Source organism: Lysinibacillus composti (genome assembly GCF_016908465.1).
GTDB lineage: Bacteria > Bacillota > Bacilli > Bacillales_A > Planococcaceae > Ureibacillus > Ureibacillus composti_A.
This window is the reverse complement of sequence record NZ_JAFBDY010000003.1, coordinates 189,263-211,230: the sequence shown is the minus strand read 5'-3', so window position 1 is coordinate 211,230 and position 21,968 is coordinate 189,263. Positions and strand designations below refer to the sequence as shown.

General features: G+C 35.6%; 13 protein-coding genes. 12 read left to right on the top strand and 1 reads right to left on the bottom strand.

The window, feature by feature from the left end; translation table 11 throughout:
- The first annotated feature begins 124 nt into the window (after positions 1 to 124).
- The 6 genes from JOD29_RS06190 to JOD29_RS06165 all read left to right on the top strand — a co-directional run bounded on the left by JOD29_RS06190 (position 125) and on the right by JOD29_RS06165 (position 9,692).
- Positions 125 to 2,332 (top strand): N-acetylmuramoyl-L-alanine amidase, encoded by a 2,208-nt coding sequence (locus tag JOD29_RS06190; RefSeq protein ID WP_158610530.1) that lies wholly within the window; start codon positions 125 to 127, stop codon positions 2,330 to 2,332.
- A 349-nt stretch (positions 2,333 to 2,681) separates the two neighbouring features.
- Positions 2,682 to 4,400, top strand: a complete 1,719-nt coding sequence (locus JOD29_RS06185; RefSeq protein ID WP_124763767.1) for an S-layer homology domain-containing protein — start codon at positions 2,682 to 2,684, stop codon at positions 4,398 to 4,400.
- 365 nt (positions 4,401 to 4,765) lie between these two features.
- Complete coding sequence (locus JOD29_RS06180; RefSeq protein ID WP_124763766.1) at positions 4,766 to 5,689, top strand: C40 family peptidase; 924 nt, start codon at positions 4,766 to 4,768, stop codon at positions 5,687 to 5,689.
- A 266-nt stretch (positions 5,690 to 5,955) separates the two neighbouring features.
- Positions 5,956 to 6,399 carry a hut operon transcriptional regulator HutP gene (gene hutP, locus JOD29_RS06175; RefSeq protein ID WP_124763765.1) on the top strand — a complete coding sequence of 148 codons (444 nt, stop codon included), beginning with the start codon at positions 5,956 to 5,958 and terminating at the stop codon, positions 6,397 to 6,399.
- A 129-nt stretch (positions 6,400 to 6,528) separates the two neighbouring features.
- Complete coding sequence (gene hutH, locus JOD29_RS06170) at positions 6,529 to 8,064, top strand: histidine ammonia-lyase (RefSeq protein WP_124763764.1); 1,536 nt, start codon at positions 6,529 to 6,531, stop codon at positions 8,062 to 8,064.
- 314 nt (positions 8,065 to 8,378) lie between these two features.
- The gene (locus JOD29_RS06165) at positions 8,379 to 9,692 is read left to right on the top strand and encodes a Na+/H+ antiporter family protein (RefSeq protein ID WP_124763763.1); all 1,314 of its coding nucleotides are present in this window, start codon (positions 8,379 to 8,381) and stop codon (positions 9,690 to 9,692) included.
- A 409-nt stretch (positions 9,693 to 10,101) separates the two neighbouring features.
- Here JOD29_RS06165 and JOD29_RS06160 read toward each other — a convergent pair whose 3' ends face one another.
- Positions 10,102 to 12,132, bottom strand: a complete 2,031-nt coding sequence (locus JOD29_RS06160; protein ID WP_124763762.1) for an S-layer homology domain-containing protein — start codon at positions 12,130 to 12,132, stop codon at positions 10,102 to 10,104.
- A gap of 205 nt (positions 12,133 to 12,337) precedes the next feature.
- On the opposite strand from JOD29_RS06160, the gene JOD29_RS06155 reads away from it, so the two are divergent.
- The 6 genes from JOD29_RS06155 (at position 12,338) to JOD29_RS06130 (ending at position 21,686) form a co-directional block, all read left to right on the top strand.
- On the top strand, positions 12,338 to 13,834 hold the full coding sequence (locus JOD29_RS06155) for an O-antigen ligase family protein (protein WP_124763761.1): 1,497 nt from the start codon (positions 12,338 to 12,340) through the stop codon (positions 13,832 to 13,834).
- Between the two features lie 240 nt (positions 13,835 to 14,074).
- Positions 14,075 to 16,327, top strand: coding sequence for an S-layer homology domain-containing protein (locus JOD29_RS06150; protein WP_124763760.1), 2,253 nt, complete (start codon positions 14,075 to 14,077; stop codon positions 16,325 to 16,327).
- A gap of 770 nt (positions 16,328 to 17,097) precedes the next feature.
- On the top strand, positions 17,098 to 18,243 hold the full coding sequence (locus JOD29_RS06145) for a polysaccharide pyruvyl transferase family protein (protein WP_124763759.1): 1,146 nt from the start codon (positions 17,098 to 17,100) through the stop codon (positions 18,241 to 18,243).
- Positions 18,240 to 19,334: a glycosyltransferase gene (locus JOD29_RS06140; RefSeq protein WP_124763758.1), complete on the top strand. Its 1,095-nt coding sequence runs from the start codon at positions 18,240 to 18,242 to the stop codon at positions 19,332 to 19,334. The genes JOD29_RS06145 and JOD29_RS06140 overlap by 4 nt, the downstream gene beginning before the upstream one ends.
- Before the next feature lie 62 nt (positions 19,335 to 19,396).
- The gene (gene murJ / locus JOD29_RS06135) at positions 19,397 to 20,914 is read left to right on the top strand and encodes a murein biosynthesis integral membrane protein MurJ (RefSeq protein ID WP_124763757.1); all 1,518 of its coding nucleotides are present in this window, start codon (positions 19,397 to 19,399) and stop codon (positions 20,912 to 20,914) included.
- Between the two features lie 184 nt (positions 20,915 to 21,098).
- Positions 21,099 to 21,686, top strand: a complete 588-nt coding sequence (locus tag JOD29_RS06130) for a TetR/AcrR family transcriptional regulator (RefSeq protein WP_124763756.1) — start codon at positions 21,099 to 21,101, stop codon at positions 21,684 to 21,686.
- Positions 21,687 to 21,968 lie beyond the last annotated feature (282 nt).

The window sequence follows — 21,968 nt, the reverse complement described above, 5'->3', positions numbered from 1 at the left end:
CGGCGACGCAACTCTCCTTTTCTTTTAAGGTGGTGATGTCGATTTTTAACGAATATGTGAAAATAGTCTAGTGTAATTAATTTCTATATTTGATAAACTAGAGGGAGTTATGGAAGGGAGGCACATGACAAAAATGAATATGAAGAAAACAGCTAGCTGGATGCTTGTCTTATGTATGTCTGTTTCGATCTGTGGAGGACAAAAAGCAAGCGCTAGTACTCAATTTGGAGATATTCCTTCATCACATGAAGCCTATGATGAAGTAAACTATTTAGTAGATTTGGGAGTGACTTCTGGGTATTTAGTTGACGGAACGCGTTACTTTAAGCCAGAAAATGCAGTAACAAAGACACAAGCTTCCATAATGGTTGTGAATGCGTTAGGTTACCAAACATTGAAAGTATCTCGTTCAAGTTTTAAAGATGTAAAAATTGGCACAACAATATCAGAATATGCTGAAAGAGTAAAGAAATTGGGATTTGTTGAATTATCAGCTGATGGTAAGTTTAACCCGAATAATACCTTTACGTTAAATGAAACAAGTTACATGCTTGCAAAAGCATTTAAGTTGGATACAGCGAAGTATGCTAATTCTACCGTACCGTTTACGGATGTATCTAAATCGAGCCCATATTACAAATATATTAGTGCGCTATATTACTACGGCATTTTAGATGGAGATACTACTAAAATTGAGCCAACTAAAGCGTTAACTCGTGGAGATTTTGCTATGTATCTTGCACGTGCAAAGAATTCTTCATTTAGAGTAAACCCAGACGTTCAAGGTGTTACATCTGATGCAATCGGAAAAGTAAAAGTAACAGTTGATAATCTAAATATTAGAAGTTCCGCTGATGCGTCCATTTCAACAAATAAAATTGGACAAGTTGATGCAGGAACAGTTCTCGATTTATATGGGGAAGAAAATGGATGGTATAAAGTTTCTTATAAAAATCAATACGCTTACATATCAAAACAATATGCAAATGTTCTTAACCAAGAAATTGAAAAACCTGTGAATGCGCCTAATACAGACGATGCCATTGGCCAAGTAAAAGTAACACTTAATAATTTACCAGTAAGAAGTTCAAAGAATGGTACAATTCCAACTAATGTTTTAGGAAAAGTAGCTACTGGTGAAGTTTTATATGTCTTTGAGGAAGATCCATATTGGTATACTGTTTCATATAAAAACCAATTAGGTTATATCAATAAAAAACATGCAAATTATATCAATAAGAATGGTCAAGACGTAGAACCTCAACAACCAGCTCAACCAACACCAGCTGCAAAACCAGCTCCAGACGCTAGTAAGAAAATTGGACAGGCCACACTTACATCAAGTATACCTGTAAGAAGCACAAAAGTTGGCACATCTACTACGAACAAATTAGGACAAGTTAATGCAGGTACTGTACTAGATGTATTTGAGGCAGACAATTATTGGTATGGCGTTTCATATAATAATAAATTAGGCTATATCAATAAAAAATATGCAAAATTCGTCTCTAGCGAAGTAGTTGAAAAACCAACGCCAAATCCAACTCCATCACCAGGTGAAACAGTTTCTGGTAATGTTATTGGACGTGTAACAGTTGATGATTTACGAATTAGAACGGGTCCAAGTTCAAGCTATAAATCAATTGGTACGTTAAATACAGGTGATCGTGTTGTTGTCCATAGTGTATCTGGTTATTGGGCAAAAATTAGTTCAGGAAATATTGAAGGATATACACATAAATCCTATTTAAAACTATTAAACCAATCTGGTAGTGTCTTAAAAGATCGCGTCATTGTTCTTGACCCAGGTCACGGTGGTAAAGACCCTGGAACAGGTTACTCATCATATTATGAAAAAGCAATTGTACTGAAGGTTGGAAAACTTGTACAACAAAAGCTTGAAGATGCAGGTGCGAAAGTTGTAATGACTCGTACTGGGGATACGTACCCAACACTACAAGATCGTGTTGATATTACAAGTAAAAATTACGGTGAAATCTTCGTAAGTATTCATGTCAACTCTGCAAGCAGTGCTTCTGCTAAAGGAACTGAAACTTACTATACGGTTTCATCAGGCGATATGTACAAAGAAGATATCGACCTAGCAACTTACATTAATAGTGAAATTGTTCGTAATGCAAATATGGATAATCGTGGTGTTAGAAATACACCTTATTATGTTGTACGTAATATGATTATTCCATCTGTATTAGTAGAACTAGGTTTCATTTCTAACAGTGAGGATCGTGCAAAACTAGTAAACAGTACATATGTTGAGAAATTTGCGCAATCGATCTACAACGGTATTGAAAAATACTATCAAAAACAATAATCTCAAACCTCCAAAGCTTTGTGCTTTTGGGGTTTTTTTATTGCTGATAGTAACTTGGGGATGTTATTTTACTGGTGAATATTGGAATTAGTATGCCGCACGTATAGTCTGGAAAAGCGCACGTAAAGTTCGTTAAGTCGCACATAAAGCCCCCGAAGTCGCACATAAAGTCATGAAACTCGCACATAAACCCCCACAAACATTTGTAGGTTCTACTCAATTTATGGAGCAAGTTTAGTTCGAACAATTCAATTTAATAAAATTTTGAGAAAATGGTTTTAAATGGTGTACCTTAGAGCATTTTATTAGTGTAAGAAGAATTGCTCGAAATGTGAGGTACTATAATCGGATGATAAAAAAAATACCACTAAAATTCTATTTCATGTCCATCATTTTAGTGTCTTCAATCTTATTAATTTTAAGCTTTGCTAGTGACGTAAGAAATTCAACGATTGCAATGGCAAGTGACTTATTTAAAGACTCAGAATGGTTTTTTCTAGATAATAAAAAAATGAAAGTCGAGCAAATAACAGAAGATGAAACTCCTTTATTCATCCAAACTGAAGAAAAAATAGAGAAAAAGGGAAAGGATACTGTTACATACGGTATGGCAACAGATACGATTTATCGCTATGAAATTGGAGGTTCACGAGGGGCAAATCTAGATGTTACGGTCAGAAAATTTACCAATGGGGATCAATTTGTCTTTTCAACATTGGATAATCCATCAAAAAAAGAAATAACGGTCAACCTTTTTCAAATTGAGCCTAATTTATCAAAGTTTCAAATTTATCGATTCGATCGTTACCCTATAAAGAAAAACCCTGATGATAAAGAAAACTATAATTTATCGACTTATCCTACTGGTTTATTACGTATGGAAAATAGTGAGGGCCTTGTAGGTGAACGAATGGTTGGACAAGCTTATCGTTCTAAAGAATTGGAACAGCGCTATGATGATGGTGGAGAAAGTGTTATGCGGGAATTACTCGCAGAAGAAGAAGCTATTTCTTTATATTCAAAGGGAAAAGATATATATGTCTTTTACACATTAGCCTCAAAAGGGAAAGACATCGTTGATACTTGGTATATGGATTCAGATGAAAAGCTTTTCCGTTCTGATGAAAATATGAACAAGTGGATGATAGAATCTGCTTCCAACTATAAAAAACGAAACAAGTGGTATACAGCAGAAGGCCCTTATAACCGGATGGTAAGCTCGACTGAACCAATGCCAGAATCTTATCAAGGATTTGGGAGAAGTTTGCTGTTAGTAAAAGAAAATAGGGCATTAGAGCTTTTCGAACAGCAAGGCGATCGATATTTCGAAAACCTAATTAACAACTCCTTCGTAAATCTTGAAAAATTTAAAGAGGATCAAAAGTATTGGGAAACAGAAGTGACAAGTACCTATTTAAAAGATTTGTATGGCATTACGGCACCTTTTATTGATACACGGTTTAATGAGCAGATTGCTTTATTTTATTACAATATTGGAGAGAAGTTAAAAGTACCTGATTACAAGGAACCATTAAGAAATTATGCAGATTTACTAGTTTCACAAAAGAAGCAGGGAAATATCATTCCGGTGGACCAGGAATCCTATTATATTTCTGATTATTTTCCGGTTGTTGAGGAGCAAAAGCAAAAAACACATTCGTCAATGAATCACGTTTTAGGTGGAATGAATTTACTATTAATTGCTTATCAAGATTTTAACGAACCAATCTACCTGGAAACAGCGAAAGCCATCCAAACGGCAATTGCGAAAGAAAAGGACAAGTGGATACGTCCAAACGGAGATCTATGGTATAAAGTCGATAAAGATGGAAACTTTGTGGGAGAAGATTATCAACATCTCACATTAGAGGATTTAATAAAATCTTACCGACTATGGAGTGAAATCGACAAATCAAATTTACCTGTGGTAGAAGAGTTAATTGCTTCAAAAGCTGGATATTTATCAGTTAACAATTTTGGTTATACAGAGGAAATTAAAAACGGGTTAGAAGAGCTAAATTTAACACAATATTTACCAAGTGGTCCAATACATATGGATGCACTGTAATTCCTTGCCTTGTCAAATATGACAAGGCTTTTTACATAGGAATTTTATTAAATAAAAAATATGTTATTGTTAAGTAATATATTAAAAAATGGCTGTAATCTTAATGGGATTTCCTATAAGATTCAACCACATATTAGTTAAGTTTTTGGTAAATAATACACATCTTGTTACAAACATATTACGAGGTATTATTTGGAGGAAATGGTTCTGTCGAATATGCACAAATTTACTAGTTAAGTGACTATATTCTGTCTTTTCTGTTTTATAGTAATAGTTACTGAATTGAAAAATAACAACACTTCTTTCTATGATAGTCTATATTTAGCAAATAAAACGGCACGGGCTTTCTGGAAGGAGTTTTGAAATTGAAGAAAAGATGGTTACTACCAATTTTTGCATCATTCATGATATTTACAGGTATAGGTGCATTAGACGAAAATGAAGTAGAAGCAGCGACAATTTCTGAACTACAAAGTACAGCAAAACAATATTTAGGCGTTCCATATCGTTATGGTGGAACAAGTACAAATACAGGAATTGATTGCTCAGCATATACAAGATTAGTATTTTCAAAGTTAGGCTATTCATTAGAGCGTACATCACGCGCACAATATACACAAGGAACTCCTGTTTCAAAAAAGAATTTAAAAGCGGGAGATCTAGTATTCTTTAACACTTCTGGATCAGGTATTTCTCACGTAGGGATTTATTTAGGAAGTGGGAAATTTATTTCTGCAACATCAAGTTCAGGTGTAGATATCGATAACATTGATGACCGGTACTATTGGGGAAGTCGTTATATTGGGGCAAAACGTATCGCGAATTTCTCAACAACTGAAGTAGCTGAAGTAAAATCAGCAGCTATTGATTTCAATATTTACGCTTCACGTGGTCAAGTCGCAATACAACTTGCAGAAGCATTAGGACTAGATACTTCTGATACGAATTCGCCTTTCAATGATGTAAAACCAGATTCTAAATATGCTGGGGCAGTTACAGCACTATATAAAATCGGAGCATTTAACGGAGATGAAAAAGGAAACTTTAAACCAAGTTCACCAATCACTCGCGGACAATTATCATATGTGTTAGTTGGTGCTTTTGATTTAAAATTGCAAGGGGAAGCGGAACAATTTACGGATGTTCCGAAAAAACATTGGGCATATCAAGGTGTCTCAATTCTTTCTTCTAACAAAATTACAGTTGGAAAAGGCGACGGGACGTTTGCTGTAAACGATAATGTAACACACAAACATATCAATGCCTTCATTGATCGCTTAACTCGTTAATAAAAATATTTGAATTTACATAAGCAATTGTTGTTAGTAAGTCTTACATATAATATTTTTTTGGAGAAGATGCTCTTGTAGCACTTCTCTTTTTTTATGAAAATATAGATTATCTGTTAATGGCAATTCAATTTACTTATTTTTTAAAATTTTCAAAAATACGATTGACACTCATTATTGAAGCGTTTACAATCAAATTAGTTATTAGACATTAGAATATTAATCTAGTTATTTAAAGGTATTTATAAAAAGAGAGAGTTGTTTAAATGGCATTGAAAAATGATTGTCGTATCGGTAAACATGCCATCCTACTTTTGCTATCTGACGATACAGCTGATCAATTGGCAATGATTAAGCAGTTGAATTGGAAGAGTTGCACAGGAAAAGTCGGATCGATGGATGCGCATAAAGTAGTTGCTGCAATAGAAACAGCGGCTAAGAAAAATGGGATTATCCAATCAGACGTATATCGTGAATCCCATGCCCTATACCATGCGATTATTGAAGCGTTAAGTGGTGTAACAAGAGGCCAAGTTCAAATAGGATCTGTATTAAGAACAGTTGGCTTATCATTTGCTGTTTTAAGGGGAAACCCTTATGACAATAAGCAAGAGGGCGATTGGATTGCTGTTTCCTTATACGGTACAATTGGCGCACCTGTAAAAGGATCTGAGCATGAAACAATTGGTTTAGGCATTAATCACATATAATTTGCCCATAGGTATTTAGTTAATAGGGGGCTATATCAAGAAATCACTTTTTTTAGTGATTTCATTGATATAGTCCTCTTTTTTATTAAGTGAAAATTTAACTATAGGAATTTGAAGGGAGACAAAATCATGGTTACATTAAATGGTCAAACACTTACATTTTCAGAGGTACGAAAGGTATTATTTGATGGAGAAAAAGTCGTTTATTCTGAGGATAGTATGAGAAAAGTTCTAGAAAGTCGAAAAGCGGTTGAAAAAATCGTTTCGGAAGAACGAATTGTTTACGGTATTACAACAGGATTTGGAAAATTTAGTGATGTGTTGATCAGTAAAGATGATGTGGAATCGCTTCAGCTAAATTTAATTCGTTCCCATGCTTGCGGGGTTGGAGAACCTTTCCCAGAAGTTGTTTCACGCGCGATGATTCTTCTTCGAGCAAATGCATTATTAAAGGGCTTCTCTGGAGTACGTCCTGTTGTTATTGAAAGATTGCTAGAGCTATTAAATGCAGGGATACATCCGGTAATACCTCAGCAAGGATCACTAGGTGCTAGTGGTGATTTAGCTCCACTTTCACATTTAGCCTTAGTGTTAATTGGTGAAGGAGAAGTGTTCTATAAAGGGGAGATTACATCTGCAATCCATGCACTAAAGAAAGAAGCGATTTTCCCGATTACATTAACGGCAAAAGAAGGATTAGCGCTTATAAATGGAACACAGGCGATGACTGCAATGGGTGTTATTGCATACTTAGAAGCAGAAAAATTAGCTTACCAAACGGAACTAATTGCATCGGTAACAATTGAGGGGCTACGTGGTATTATTGATGCATTTGACGAAGACATTCAGCTGGCTCGTGGATATAGAGAACAAGTGGAAGTGGCAGAGCGTATACGTTCCTATTTAGCAGATAGTTCTTTAACAACAAGGCAAGGAGAACTTCGTGTACAGGATGCATACTCAATCCGTTGTATTCCCCAAGTACATGGAGCAACATGGCAGACATTAAACTATGTGAAGGAAAAGTTAGAAATTGAAATGAATGCTGCAACGGATAATCCGTTAATTTTTGATAATGGTGAGAAAGTTTTATCTGGTGGTAACTTCCACGGGCAGCCGATTGCATTTGCTATGGATTTTTTAGCGATTGCTGTAGCAGAACTAGCAAATATTTCAGAACGCCGAATAGAACGACTTGTAAATCCACAATTAAATGATTTACCACCGTTTTTAAGTCCTGAACCGGGATTACAGTCTGGGGCGATGATTATGCAGTATGTCGCAGCATCACTAGTATCTGAAAATAAAACGTTAGCTCATCCAGCAAGTGTTGATTCTATTCCTTCATCAGCGAACCAAGAGGATCATGTAAGTATGGGGACGATTGGATCAAGACATGCATATCAAGTAATTACAAATACACGTCGAGTGTTAGCGATTGAAGCCATTTGTGGGTTACAGGCTGCAGAAATTCGTGGGAAAGAAAAAATGTCTACAGCGACAAGCAAATTTTTAGAGAATGGTAGAAAAATCGTTCCGTATATTAATGCAGACCGCGTGTTTTCTAAGGATATAGAGGCTATGAATAACTGGTTAAAGAGTGGATCTTTTCAATTTAATAATGTGAAGAAAAAAATTCCTTTTATTAGTAGAGATATAGAATAACAAGGTAGATCAGGTTAGATTGAAAGGTTTATGATGGGGAAATGAGCTTAGTGCAAGGAGCTAAGGGATGAGTTGATAAATAGTTACTTGAAGATAAATTACTAACTCTTTCCATGCCCCATCTCTAACCCTTTTGATAGTGTAAGATAACGATGGGTAACCATCTTTACCACCTATATAAATATAGTAAAAAATAAGTGAACTAGAATAAAATTTAGCGTCATTTAGTATTTTGTCGGATTTAAAGTGAATGTCTTTTAGTCTATAATTATCCGAATATTTTAACAGAAGAGGTAAAAGGAAAGGGTGGTTGGATGTTATTAAATGCAGTAGTTGTTTCGGTTATCGTCATGTCAGTCTTAAGTTTGCTTCGTGTAAATGTGATGTTTGCAATACTAATAGCGGCCGGTGTTGCTGGTGTTATGGAAGGCTTAACACTATCTGAAACGACGAATATGCTCATCTCAGGAATGGGTGGACAAGCAAATACGGCATTAAGTTATATTTTGCTCGGAATATTTGCTGTAATGATTAGTTATTCGGAGATTACTGGATTTCTTGTGAAAAAACTTGTAAAAGTTTTAAAAGGAAAACGTTCAATTATGTTATTAACAATTGCAGGCGTTGCTTGCTTATCTCAAAACGTTGTTCCAATCCATATTGCCTTTATTCCAATCTTAATTCCTCCTTTGCTTCATTTGTTCGATAAAATGAAGGTGGACCGTAGAAGTGTTGCAACCGCGTTAACGTTTGGATTGAAGGCACCATATATAATGATTCCAGCAGGGTTTGGGCTAATATTCCATGGAATCATTGCCGATGAAATGAAAGCAAGTGGTATGGAAATCCCTCTTTCATCAGTTACTTACGCTATGTTAATACCAGGTCTAGGCATGATTGTAGGCTTATTGTTTTCGATTTTTATTACTTACCGGTCAGACAGGGAACTACCTGTTGGGAATCAAGAGGTGATTAATGAAATCGCGGCATCAGTAGAAGATGATCTGTCTTTCACATACCGTCACGTCCTTACGATTGTTTCAATTATCGCTGCACTTATTGTACAACTTTTAACTGATTCTCTTGTTTTGGGAGCACTTACGGGGATTATTCTTCTCGTTATATTCGCTGTTGTCCCGTTTAAGGGAGGGGAAAAGGTTGTTAATGAAGGAGTTACTATGATGGGCATGATTGCATTTGTAATGTTAATCGCCTCCGGATACGCAACTATATTGAAAGAGACTGGTGCTGTTGAAGATCTGGTACAATCTGCATCTGGGATCTTAGGAGATAATAAATTGATTATTGCATTCATCATGCTTCTAATTGGTCTATTAATTACAATGGGTATCGGATCTTCGTTCGGGACAATCCCGATTATTGCTGCTTTGTTCGTCCCTATTTGTGCTGCTGTTGGTTTTTCACCATTGGCAACTGCTGCATTAATTGGAACTGCAGGTGCACTTGGAGATGCAGGATCACCTGCATCAGACAGCACGCTTGGTCCGACTGCTGGATTGAATGCAGACGGGAAACATCATCACATTTGGGATACGTGTGTACCTACCTTTATGCATTATAACATTCCGTTAATTATTTTCGGTATGTTGGCCGCTATGGTTTTATAATGGTGTAATTGTGTGGAAATCTGGAAGTAACACTCATGCTTCTTGTGATGAAAAATAGAGAATATATAAAGGTTTAGCAACACGAAACAAAATACCATATAAAAAGTTCCGGCTTCTTTTGAACTGGAACTTTTTATATGCATTTAAACGCGAAATAGCAAGTAGGAAGTGTGTAATATGGAAGGCTACAATACTAAAAAGTGAATTTTTAAGATGGTTTGAATGTAAATAACTTGTGGAGGGTTTATTGATCTGAGTCCTTTAGTGTTATGACGAATAGGAGTAGCAGAAAGGGGTATTATAATTTTAAAGACTATCCTAAAAATTAAGCATTTCTATTATTAAAAGCCCCTACCTAAAAAAAGACTTCCCAACGCCTAAGTGGCAATCTGAGAAGTCTTTCATTCTATTAATATCCTGGAAGTACGTTTACATTATCTGAGCGCACCCAAACATAATCTGCTGGAGCTTTTGCATCAGAATATACTTTGTACCAAATGTATCCGTCTGTACCTGTTGTTTCATCAACAATTACAACCGGGTAACCAAACTCACCAGATTCTCCTAAGTTTTTCACTTTATACGAATAAGAAAGAGTTGTAGCACCAACATATGGTTCTGTACGCACATTCACTGCATATTGATTGTTTACAATCATTGCAAGGCGACCTTTACCATATTCTTTATTACCATTTGCAGTGTCAATACGATACATATGACCAGCAATTTTTGCTCCCCAATATGGGTCGGATGCATAGTTAACGTTAATACCAGTAGTTTTGTTACCTGGTACAGCACCTTGAGCTTTATAGTTTCCTTGAGGAATGTAACCGACATTTAACACGTTATTTACGAAAGCTCGAACACTATCTGCAGGTGAATCATATTTTGTACCTGCATTTGCTACATCATGATCATACACTGCAATACCAAATAAGTTATTTATTTTATGGGCTTTGTCGCTCATTCCAAAATTACTTTCATGAATGGCAGCAGCTAGAATGAATAGTGCATTAACGTGATACTTTTCTTCCATTTCTTTCATTACAGGACCTAAGCCAATTAATTTAGATGTAGAAGTTGCATTCACATAGTCGCCACCCATTGCTTGGCGTTTAGCAAGTTCTGAGTTAATAATTGCATTTAACTCATCTGCAGTATAATTACTTGGTTGGCGAACTGAAGCAAATTGGAAGTAAGGATAATAAGTTCCTACTAATTGATTACTAGAATTATAGAAATGAACACCGTCATGACTGTAGTATTTCACTCCTGGTACCATAAATGATGGTGCAGGACCAACATCATAGCGTCCAGCTTTTTTAGTTAGTTGATTATAAACTTTATGAGATAATATCCCATTACTTACTGAATAATCATTTTGATCTTCAATTAAACTTGTTGGTACAAGAGTAACATCGGCAAGTTTTGCATATCCTACCGCATCAGCGATTTTTACAATTACATAAATTTGATTATTATCATTGATGCCAGTGCCGATATATTTAAATTCTTCACCTTCAGCAGCATAACTGATTTGGTTTTTGAAGTCTTTAGTAGCGTAAACTGATGTCGTTTTGGCTGTAGTTTTAGCAGCATATGCCAAACCACTTGACATTTTTACGATTTTATCACCTTGATAAACTAAATTATAAGAAGAGCCATATGCTGAATTAGCTTGTTCAAATGATGAATATTTCGTAGAGTTTTTTGTAATATTGCCCTTCGAAATTGTTGCTACATAGAAAGATGTATCAACTGCTGGTGGTGTTACAACTGGCGGTTTTACAACAGGTGGTTCTGGATCAACAACAGGATTATCTTTTAATTCTTCCGCTTTGAAGTACATGCGGTATAAAAATGCAGCTGCATGTCCAATTGTTGCTGAATCTTTTGGTTTAAAATAGATTCCATCTTTGAATGAGCTGTCACCACGTATTATGTCATAGTGAACAGATGTAGCTACACCTTTAGTAAAGGAGTAGTAAATACGGTCTTTATCTTTGAAGTTAATGGCAGATTCCTCTAATGGAACATCTAGATATCTTAAAGCGTTGTATAGCATCCCTGCCATTTGTTGACGTGTGATTTTATCATTAGGTCTAAACGTACCGTCTGGGTAACCACTTAAAATACCAGCTCCTGCAGCAGCTTGAACCTCTCTAATTAATTGAGATCCTTTAACATCTGAGAATTTGTATTTCGTAGAAGTAGGTAATTCTAATGCGCGAGCAATGTATGAAGCGAATTCACCACGTGTAACCATTTTATTTGGATTATAGTTTCCTTTTGAATCTGGTAAAATTACACCTTTATTTGCCCAATAAGTTAGTTCTGTTTTCATTTGATGATTACTAATATCGTTTGCGAATGTTTGTGGAACTGCAATTGATAGAGTAATTGATCCTGCAAGTACTAGTCCGAGTATTTTTTTGAACACTAGATGACCTCCTCTCAGTCATCTACCATTTTAACAAGTTTATATTTAAATTAATAGATGTAATTAAATCTATTAAAAGGTTTGTAATCTAAATGTAACCATATTATACTTATTTTCGTTGTAACATATTGTAGTTACTCTTTGAGAATAATAAGAGGAAATGATGACTGAAAAGATATAGAAATAAGAGAGGATAGTCAAATCAATGAAAGATATATCAACAGATATCGGAAGGAAAGAGTGGCTCGAAATAATTTTAGCCATTGCCGTTCTGATTGCCGCAACACTTTTGCCAACCTCGATCGCGTTAGTAAGCACAACGATTTTCTTTATACTATTTGCATTCTTTAAACCCTTCCAAAGTTTGGTTGTATTAATTCCATATGTAATTTTCCGTTCATTCTTTACGGAACTAAATACGGGAATGAAGTTAATCGGGGATTTAATTACATTCATTGTACTTATTCGATTGCTTCTATTAAATATTAAGCATTGGAAAACGTGGTTTCATTTTAAGAAATTCGAATGGTTTTTCTTTCTATTTTTAATTTTTGGTGCTGTTATTGGCTACCTTAATGGTGTGTCCGTTGCATCAATTGTGTTCCAAGTGAGAACGTTCATTATTATGTACCTATTGTATTACATTTTAAGTCGTAGCAAATTACCAAGGAACTTTTTTGTAAAACTTGCTTGGATAACGGTGTTTTCAGGGTTTGTGTTATTTGTACAAGGGATTGTAGAAAAGCTTTCCCTTCGAAGTATGTGGATGCCAGAAGCATGGTCTGATAAAGTGCTATCATCTACAAACTTTGTACGTATTTATGGTTTAGTTAATAACCCAAACTCATTAGCACTTGTGATGTTCTTCGCCGTAAGTGCAGCGTTTTTCCTCCGCTTTGTATACCAAGACGGAAAATATAAAGTACTTCTTATGATCTCAGAGGTTGCCTTTATAGGACTTCTACTTCTAACGCTATCTCGTGGTACTTGGATTTCATCGTTTGTATTTGTTTTGTTCTTCATGTTAATATCACGCAATTGGAAAATACTAAAGCAAATGGTCCTTACTTTCTTAGTTGCTTTAATCCTCGTTTATTTCCCTGTGAATTTTGGCGTTATATTAAGCCAATATTTAGGGGTTGAAAATGAAACGAATGGTGAGGTATCCTCTGGTGGTTTAAGTAATCGTTTTAAAGAAACGATTGATTCGGAGACTATTGAATTAATGACTCAAAGTGGACGTTTATTCTATATTAAAAAAGGTTTTGAAGTATTATCCGATTATCCATTAACAGGTGCTGGTTTTGGTACATTTGGTGGTTCAGCTACGCTATCATATGATTCGCCAATTTATGAGGAGTATGGAATTCGCTCGGATATTTATGGTGGGAAGAACTTCTACTCAGATAACCAATACATTCAAGTAATTGCTGAAACAGGTGCAATTGGTGTGCTGTTATTTGCAGGTTTCCTATTAACAATGCTTTGGATGTTCTGGAAGGATCGAAAATCAACATTTGCTCAATATATGTTTGCGCTTTGGTTTGCGACTGGTTTTGCAGGTGTTGTGTATAACATTTGGGAATTAAAAGTTTATACCATGTTCTACTTCATGCTCTTTGCAATATATGTAGCAACTCGCAACCTTTACCCAATGCTTGAGTTAAGTAAATTCGAACGAGAATTATCAGATAATAAATAAAAAATGGCGGTCACTCTAGTTTGGAGTGGCTGCCTTTTTTTAAATCAAAGTTTGTAAAAAGATGGGAATCTATCATTGGAATGATATTAAGTCCACTTTTACAAATTTAGTAATATAGTTGAAATATTAAAGTTAAAATAGTCTTATAGAATAATTGTGGAAATTTTGATATGTTTATACTATATCTGTATAAGAGAGGAAGGTGAATTGCTTCGTAGTAAAAAATGAAGCAAGTTTTTTATGAAATTTAAAATTCCAGTTGTAGTTAGTTCGGTCTTGGCTCTTTCACTTGCTTTTAGTGGTGGTGAGAAAGGATATGCTTTCCAAGATGTGAATAATACCTACCCTGTATCGCAAGGCGTAAATTATTCAAATTATACATATTCAAAGAAGACAATTAATCATCTAAAAGTGAATTTAGCAAATCCATATACAAAATTAAAATTAAGTATTCCTTCTCCTATTAACTCGCGAATGACACTAACACAGCGTGCAAATCAAGATTCTGCTGAAGGTAATCGTGTCGTGGGTGCAATTAATGCCAACTTCTTCAATATGGGTGATGGCTACCCAATGTATTTAATCTCTCAATATAATAATATTGTTTCTCCTGAAGTGATTTCAGAAACAAAAGATTATTATGTAAGTGAACCTATTGCTTTTGGAATAACTGCTAATGGAAATGCGGAGATTGATTATTACGATAGTGATATCATCGTGAATTATAAAGGTGAAAGTACTGAAATTAGTGGGTTAAATAAAACTCGTGAAGCTAATGAAGGCATTTTATATACGCCTCAACATTACAGCTCAATTACTCCAACAAATGAATATGGGATGGAGTTCATTGTTGAAACACCTGAAACGATCTCAGCAACGAAATTTGGGCAATCATTTACAGGGAAAGTAACAGGGATTCGTAAATATGGGGATAAAACAAATTCAAAAATTCCTCGTAATGGATTTGTTCTTTCATTTAATGGTGATGCATTACAAAAGTATAAAAATGTTAAAGTCGGAGAAGAAATTTCTGTCTCAATTAATATCGATAATAAATGGAAAGATGCGGAGTACATAGTAGCAAGTGGACCTTTATTAGTTTATAACGGTAAAGTTAATGTGACGATGAATACTTCAAGTAGTCGAGCTAGCCAAGTAACTGAAAGAACGGCAATTGCAATCGATGATGATAAACAAACAGTGCATCTTGTTACAGTCGATGGTGGAATGACAATTGCACAATTTGCGAAATACTTAGTAAATCTAGGTGTTGACCGTGCTCTTAATTTTGATGGCGGCGGTTCAACAACAATGGGGATTCGTAAATATGGAAGCAATACAGTTGTGCTAGCGAATAACCCTGCAGGTGGTTCAACACAACGTAAAATTTCAGCGATAATTGAAGCGATTAGTACTGGGGCAACTGGTGCAGCAAAAACGATGAAAATTAGTCGAGATCAAGTCGGTACCCTTTTAGTTGGCGCTACAGTTAAACTGGAGCCACAATATTTATTAGATGAACATTACAATCCTATATCAGTGAGAACAGAAGATTTTATAATCACACCAAAAAATAACACAGTTACGGTGAATGGTTTAAGTTATACAGCTGTAAATGCAGGTTCAGAAAGCTTAACTATCAAAAATGGCAATGCCGCTCAAACAATCAACTTTAGCGTAGTAGATGCACCTTCAACTCTATCAATCTCTTCTTCAAGTGCGAAAGTTGAACCAAATGCATCAATGACATTCAAAGCAACTGCAAAAGATGCAAGCGGAAATAATTTAGTATACGCACCTTCCCAATTGAAATGGTCAGTTGAAGGGGATATCGGAACAATTAGTAGTTCTGGTGTATTTAAATCAAATGGTAAGGGTGGTAAAGGGAAAGTAGTTGCCACTTTAGGAAAAAAATCGGTTTCTAAAGATATTGAAGTTGTAGTAAAGACACCTGAAGTAGTAGAGAAACCAACGTTTACTGATATTGGCAATACTCATCCATATAAAGAGGAAATCAGTTATTTAGTTGAGCGTGGAATAATTAGTGGTTACCCAGATGGAAGTTTCAAACCTACTAAATCCTTAACGCGTGCACATGCTGCCATTCTTTTAGCAAATGCATTAAAGCTGGATACAACGAATATTTCGAATCCTGAATTTACGGATGTACCATCTAGTCATCCATATTACCGTCAAATTGCTGCAATCGAAAACGCAGGCGTGATGTCAGGAAAAGGGAATAACAAGTTTGATCCAGACGGTGCATTAACTCGTGCACAAATGGCCGCTATTTTAGTTGAAGCATTTGATTTAACAGCTTCAACATCAACAACATTTACTGATGTATTACCAAGCTATTGGGCTTTTGATGATATTCAAAAACTTGCTGCAAGTGGAATTACATCTGGTTACCCAGACGGCACGTTCAAGCCAAGTGTCGAAGTATCCCGTGCACACTTTAGCTTATTCTTATATCAAGCATTAAAAAAATAAACTATGTAGAGATTTTCAGGCTGTCCAATGTGAGTTTCATTGGGCAGCTTTTCTTTGTGTCAAGATACGGATGTAGCTCCTAGCGTCACTTTGACTTCTTCTAATGGAGATATTAGCGAGGAGCAGTATGTCGCAAAGGGATCATAAGATGTGAGTCATGTCGGATCGGACACGGTGCGTGGCGTTTTGTGGCGCGGAACAGAAGAGGCCCACGTCACTTATTAATGGGGTTGGAGGAAACTTTTGTAGGGCATAATTCGTTTGAGAAAGGGCGAAATAATAGCCTATATGCTATACTATTGAAATGGAAACTTGGAAATAATTATACGTACAAAAAGTAAGTCTAAGCGGACAAAACCGGAGCCTGAACGGACGAAACCGAAGCTCGAACGGACGAATAAGAGTCTGAACGGACGAAACCGGAGCCCGAACGGACGAATAAGAGTCTGAACGGACGAAACCGAAGCTCGAACGGACGAATAAGAGTCTGAACGGACGAAACCGAAGCTCGAACGGACGAATAAGAGTCTGAACGGACGAAACCGGAGCTCGAACGGACGAATAAGAGTCTGAACGGACGAAACCGGAGCCTGAACGGACGAATAAGAGTCTGAACGGACGAAACCTGAGCTCAAACGGACGAAATAAGAGTCTGAACGGACGAAACCGGAGCTCTAACGGACGAAATAAGAGTCTATACGGACAAAACCTGAGCTCAAACGGACAAAAGAAAGCACACCAAACTTAAAATATAAAAGGATGAAATAAAAGTGAAAATTGGAATTGTTGGAAATTATGGAAACGATAATAACGGGGATGAAGCAATCCTTTTAAGTATAATTCGCCAGCTAGAAAAGGCGTTTCAAATTAAAACACAAGATATTACAGTATTTAGTAATAATCCTAAACAAACTGCACAACGTTACTCTGTGACTAGCTTCCCTCTGTATTACAAAGCAGGCAATGCTCCGAAAACATTTTTCAAAACATATAAAGAGAATGCTCAAGTCGTAAAGACACTAGATTTTTTAGTAATTGGCGGCGGTGGTATTTTAATGGATTTATACAAACGTGAAGCGCCTCTATATGGTTCTTATGCCATGATGGCGAAGAATTCACGTGTCCCTTATGTAGTTTACGGATGTGGAGCAGGCCCACTTAATACTGGTTTAGGGAAGTGGTTTATTCGTTATATGGCGAAAAACGCCCAAAATATATCTGTACGTGATCCAAAATCAAAAGCACTACTGCAACAAATTGGAGTCAAACGTGACGTTCACGTAATTGGTGACCCTGCTTTTAGTTTAGAAGTAGAGCGTTCATCTTATAGTCCTGCGCCGAAAAAAGTTGGGGTTACTGCAGTGCCTTACTATAATCCATCCTATTGGCCAACTGGAGATGAGCTCCTGTACAACAATTACATTGAAGGAATGGCGAATAACTTAGATCGTTTAATCAATGATGCAAATGTTGAAGTGACATTCTTTGCTACCAAATATCCACAAGATGCGGATGTGACGAAAGATATTCAAAGCAAAATGAAGAAGCCCCAAAACACAACTATTATTGATAAGAATTTATCGCCTCAACAAATATTAGATTTAACGGCTACATTCGATGTGTTAATTGGAACACGTCTACATTCATTAATTTTAGCAACAGATGCGAAAACACCAATTATCGGGGTTTCATATCATACAAAAGTAAATGACTTCTTACAGATGGCTGGATTAGGAGAGTATTCATTACCAATTGATCAATTAATCCAAAGTGATGTTTACTTCACTCATCTCTTCAGTAAGATGAGTGAAGATTGGGAGCAAGCACAACAACTTGCTGAGAAAACAAATAACGAATTTAAAGATAAAGCACGTTTAGGAATGAATCTACTAATAGAAGGTGCTAAAAAGAAATGAAAAAAGTTTTAGTTATTAGCAATATGTATCCATCTAAAGACCATCTTTCCTATGGGATTTTTGTTAAAAATCAGGTAGAACAATTGCGCCAAAATGGTGTTCAATCCGTTTTAGCAGTGAATACGAATCCAGCTACCGGTAAAGCAAATGTATTAAAAAAATACGCGAGTTGGGGAATGCAGGTACTATCTGCCTTTAGAAAAAATAAAAAGGACATCGGATTAACTCATAGTCATTACGTGTTCCCAAGTGGGATGTTTTCTTATTTGTTAAAGAAACGTCACAATGTCCCGTATATTGTGACTGCCCATGGTGGTGACATCAATAAGATGGCCAAGAAGAGTGCTCGAATCAAAGGGTATACTGAAAAGATTCTTCAAAATGCAGATCATGTTATTGCTGTAGGAGAAGAGTTGGCCTCTGACATTGTGAGAGATTTTCGAGTTAGTTCAGATAAAATTTCTGTAATGAGTATGGGGATTGACCGAACTGTGTTTCATCAACCAGCCTCTAAAAAGGAAGTAGCAAAAAAACTTGGCATGGACGAGCAAAAAGTGAACTTTTTATTTGTAGGTAATATTATTCAAGAAAAGGGCGTTGAAGAATTAATCAATGCTTTCCTTCAACTTGAACAGGCTCAGCCGAACAAAGCAGCTTTATATTGTGTTGGTTCAACAAAGGATGTGAGCTTCTCAACACGAATGAAAGATTTGGCAAAAGGTTCTACGAATGTACATTTTATTGAACCGATGCCACAAAAACGTTTATCTGAATATTTTCAAGCGGCAAATGTGTTTATCTTGCCATCTTACATAGAAGGTCTAGGATTAGTTGCTTTAGAAGCGCTTGCCTGTGGTACGCCTGTTATTGCGTCAGATGTTGGTGGCCTTCATTACATGTTACAGGAACAAGCGGGGATTTTAGTACCACCTAAGAATACAGAGGCGCTGTTTGCGGAAATGGAAAAGGTTGTACAAAATAATGGTCATTTGCTAGTTAATATTGAACGTGTGGATGAGCTTTTGCAATTACATGACGCAGAAGAAATTATAGCTCGTTTAAAAGACCTTTATGAACAGATTGCAAAATAACTCCTTTTCACTATATTCTCTATTTAACTTAAAATCTCGCTAACCTAAAGGAATGATCTTCTTTGAATAAATTTTTAAAAATCGTAGGAGCCGTGGCGATTGTTAATATTTTTGCGCGGTTCTTCGGTTTCTTAAGAGAAATTATTATTGGTATTCAATACGGAACAACGTATACTGCCGAAAGCATTATTAATGCCTATACGATCCCAAACTTTTTGTATTTAGTGATCGGTGGAGCTTTTACGACAGCATTTATTTCAATTTATCATAAAACAAATTCTTCTATATCTGATTATATCCGTCGAACATTTACAACGATTCTTATTTCGATTACGGTTATAACCCTTATTTTCATAGTGTTCGATGATTGGATTTTGCATTCATACTTTAGAGATGTAACAGGAGAAGAGTATGAGTTATTAAAATCGTTATATATTTGGATGATGCCTTCAACGATTATGCTCGTTTTATCAACTTGGATGAGCGGTGTGTTGAATGTTCAAGGGAAATTCCATTTATCAAGTTTTTCAGTATTAGTATATAATCTTTCGTTTTTAATTATCTCAGTGGGTCTATCGTTCGTTATGGGGCCTATTGGGTATGGTATTGGTGCGCTAATTGGTGCGATCTTTATGGTAGGTTTCTTAATTTACGGCGTTCGAAATGTGAAAGACATGTCATTTAAACCGAGTCTTAAATTTGGGGACGATCAAAAAGAACTTTGGAAAGTTGCGTTACCTATTATGCTTGGTGGAGCTACTGCCCAAATGTATACGATCTTGCAACGTTTCTTCACGAATGGATTAGAGGAAGGTGCCGTTGCAGCAATGAACTATGCTACGAAAGTGTCACAGTTCCCACAAGCAATCTTAATGACAGCTGTGACAACAGTTATTTATCCTCTTTTAAGTAAGAAGGAAGGGGAAGGTGACCAAGAAGCAGTTAAAGGATTGTACTTGCGCGGTTTAAGAATGCTTTATTTACTCGTGATGCCGATTTCGATTTATGTATACTTCGAAGCAGAATCTCTTATTAGAATTATTTTCGAATATGGTTTATTTGATGCTTCATCAACCGCCATTACAGCACCAATTTTAGAAATCTTTAGTTTAACTATGTTTTTCCTTGCTGCGAATATGTATATCACTCGATTCTATTACGCGAAAGGTAATTCAATGACACCAGTCCTATTTAGTATTTTGACAGTATTCGGTGTCAATATTGCAGTTACGTATTTATTAATCGATGAACTTGGTGCAAATGCAGTTGCATGGGGGAACGTTGTTAGTGCTGCGGTTAATTTCATTCTTTTAGTTGCTTATTTACAAGGAAAGTATAAGTTGTATTTTGTTAAGAATAATATTTTACAATTTGGTAAATTTGCTGTACTAACCGTTGGATATTTTATTGTCACATGGGTTGTTTCTACTTTTGTAAATATTGAATTTAAATGGATCCATGTAATCGTAACATTCCTTCTTACAATGATTGGTTATATAGTATTAGTTTTAATATTAAAATTCCAAGAAATTAATGGCCTACTAGGAAAGTTAAAAAATAAAATTAGTAAAAAGAAATAACTAGAAAAGAATAATTTCAATACAAATGAAGGACTTAATATGACCAATATTAAGTCCTTTAATGTTTTTTGTACTACGAATTTGAAAGATTTTGTAAATTTTATTGTATAAGTCTTTAATTAGAAATAATAGTAAGATATAATAATGATAATGTAATAAGTGGTTTGATTTAGGAGGGAGCTTCATGCCGAGAGGGCGCAAGGTAAATTCTAGCGGTGAAAAAAGTAAGCAGTTATTATTAGAAAAGGCGATCAAACAATTTTCAACTTATGGATACCATGAAACAAAGATTAGTGAAATTGTAAAATCTGCTAACGTTACGCAACCAACATATTATTTATATTTTGAAAGTAAAGAATCCCTGTACAAAGATTTAAATGAGTTATTCCGTACTGGTTTTTTTGAAATCGTAGAAAATGATTTTTCTAATCAACAAAGTGGAAATATGGCGGATAATATCTTAACACATTTAACAAATCTATTTGAATTCTTCCTAAAGAATGAAGATCTTACGAAAATCGGTTTTTACGATTCTGAAAGTTCAGAATCCGTGAAGAAAGAGTTTGCTTCTAATTTAACGAAGATTTTAGGAAAAGAAAAAAATTCATTATTATATGATGACATTGATGTTGTAATCTTAGCTCATTCGATTCTTGGAGCTGTTGAGCGATTAACATTAACTGCATTATTTACAAAAATGCGCACACCAGAACAGTTAGCTTCAGATATCGTAAACATTCATTTTGCAAATAGAAAACAATTAGTAGGGTAAAATACATATAGTAATCCTATCAATAATTTACTTTTATAGGGCAAGCCTCTTTTTTTAAGGAGTTTACCTTATTTGCATAGTGGAAACGTTATTAATGTCTAATACCCAAAAAAGCCGCAAATTAGAATGAATCTCTAATTTACGGCTTTTTTTTAATGTAAGAAAGTATAAGTTTTCAAAGTATGAACAGTTTGTCTAGCTGTGAACGCCAGCTCCTCGACAACTTCGAAAACAACTGGCCGACAATGCCACACGACGTGGCGTTTTGTCGGCCAGTTGTTT

Coding starts and splice junctions, on each gene's coding strand:
- hutP (WP_124763765.1), top strand. CDS start 5,956: ATGGCATTGAAAAATGATTGTCGTATCGGTAAACATGCCATCCTACTT.
- JOD29_RS06190 (WP_158610530.1), top strand. CDS start 125: ATGACAAAAATGAATATGAAGAAAACAGCTAGCTGGATGCTTGTCTTA.
- JOD29_RS06140 (WP_124763758.1), top strand. CDS start 18,240: ATGAAAAAAGTTTTAGTTATTAGCAATATGTATCCATCTAAAGACCAT.
- JOD29_RS06185 (WP_124763767.1), top strand. CDS start 2,682: ATGATAAAAAAAATACCACTAAAATTCTATTTCATGTCCATCATTTTA.
- JOD29_RS06155 (WP_124763761.1), top strand. CDS start 12,338: ATGAAAGATATATCAACAGATATCGGAAGGAAAGAGTGGCTCGAAATA.
- JOD29_RS06165 (WP_124763763.1), top strand. CDS start 8,379: ATGTTATTAAATGCAGTAGTTGTTTCGGTTATCGTCATGTCAGTCTTA.
- JOD29_RS06150 (WP_124763760.1), top strand. CDS start 14,075: ATGAAATTTAAAATTCCAGTTGTAGTTAGTTCGGTCTTGGCTCTTTCA.
- JOD29_RS06130 (WP_124763756.1), top strand. CDS start 21,099: ATGCCGAGAGGGCGCAAGGTAAATTCTAGCGGTGAAAAAAGTAAGCAG.
- hutH (WP_124763764.1), top strand. CDS start 6,529: ATGGTTACATTAAATGGTCAAACACTTACATTTTCAGAGGTACGAAAG.